General features: G+C 65.4%; 1 protein-coding gene. It reads right to left on the bottom strand.

The window, feature by feature from the left end; translation table 11 throughout:
- Positions 1-248 precede the first annotated feature (248 nt).
- Positions 249-1,256 carry an IS110 family RNA-guided transposase gene (locus SSA01S_RS18840; protein WP_061781615.1) on the bottom strand — a complete coding sequence of 336 codons (1,008 nt, stop codon included), beginning with the start codon at positions 1,254-1,256 and terminating at the stop codon, positions 249-251.
- Positions 1,257-1,342: the final 86 nt, after the last annotated feature.

Genomic DNA, 1,342 nt, shown 5'->3' with positions numbered 1-1,342 from the left:
GATCTGTAATTTGTAGTCGCCCGGCGGTTGTCCCTTGAGGGTCTCAAGGATCTGTCCGCACTCGCCGATCCGAGGATCGGTGGTGCTGTATCGGGTCTCACAAGGCCGGACGTTGCATTGACTCGAAGCGGGCTCGGGAGCCCATCTGATAACCTTCGCAGATCGTCCGTCCCTGCGTTCCCTCGCGGGACACCGCCATCGGGTCAGCTGGAGAGCATCACCGCTGGCGAACGGGAGCTTATCGCATTTCAGGCCTCGAACAAGGTGCCGTCGCGGAGCATGGCGTGCATGATGACGGCGAGGCGGCGGGCGAGCGCGACCCGAGCTTTCTTGAGGCCGCGCCGCTTCGCGATCTTCAGCGCCCAGATCTTCAGCGCGAAGGTCTGCCGCGTGCGCGTCAGGATTGAGTTTGCCGCCTCGTAGAGGAGCTTGCGGACGGTGCCGTCGCCCTGCTTGGTGATCCGGCCGGTCCAGTCGAGCTCGCCGGACTGGTGCCGACGTGGGACGAGGCCAAAGTAGGCGCCGGCTGTCCGCGACCGCTTGAACCGACCCGCTTCATCGACGGCAGCGGCGAACGCAGCCGAGGTCTGCACACCGACGCCCGGAATGCTCATCAGCGCCTGACAGGCTGGAGAGGCGATGCTGATCGCCTTGAGCTCGCGATCCATCCGACGGATCTCATCGACCAGGCCGGTTCGCGCCCGAAGCAGCGAAGCCACTGCCTCGCCGAGCCCCGGGACAGCGATGGCGGCCTGCACCCGTGCGAGAAACCGCTCGCCCTGGCCAGCTCCCGGTCTGATCCCGAAGGTAGCGCATAAGCCGCGGATGGTATTGTCGAGCCGGACGCGCGCCTCGACCAGGTGCGCGCGGGCGGTGATCACCGAGCGTACACCGTGCGAGGTCGGAGACTTGACGTGCACCTCCTTGTAAAAGCCGGTCCGGGCCAACTGCGCGAGCCCCGCTGCGTCATGTGGATCGGTCTTGTTCGCCTTCATGGCCTTGAGGCTCTGGTGCGCCTGTCGTGCATCGATGCAGACGATCGCGACGCCCAGCTCGTGCAGGCCCCGCGCGATCCACGGTGTCATCCGGCCGGTCTCGATCACCACGCGTTCCACTGGGCCATGGCGTTCCAGCAGCGCGCTGATCGCCTCGGGCGTGCTGTCCACGCATTGCGCCGCGACCTTGCACCCGTCGGCGTCGACGACGCAGACGTGCGATGTTTCCATCGACAAGTCGATTCCGGCATAGTGCTTCATGGCTGTTTCCTTCCTTCAGGTCCGACAACCAGAAGGTGCGCCACTCAGCCGGCCCGGGGAAGCAGCCACAAATTACACGATGACTC

This window comes from Sphingomonas sanguinis NBRC 13937 (assembly GCF_001591005.1).
Classification (GTDB): domain Bacteria; phylum Pseudomonadota; class Alphaproteobacteria; order Sphingomonadales; family Sphingomonadaceae; genus Sphingomonas; species Sphingomonas sanguinis.
The sequence above is the reverse complement of the archived record's forward strand: the minus strand, read 5'-3'. Positions and strand labels throughout refer to the sequence as shown.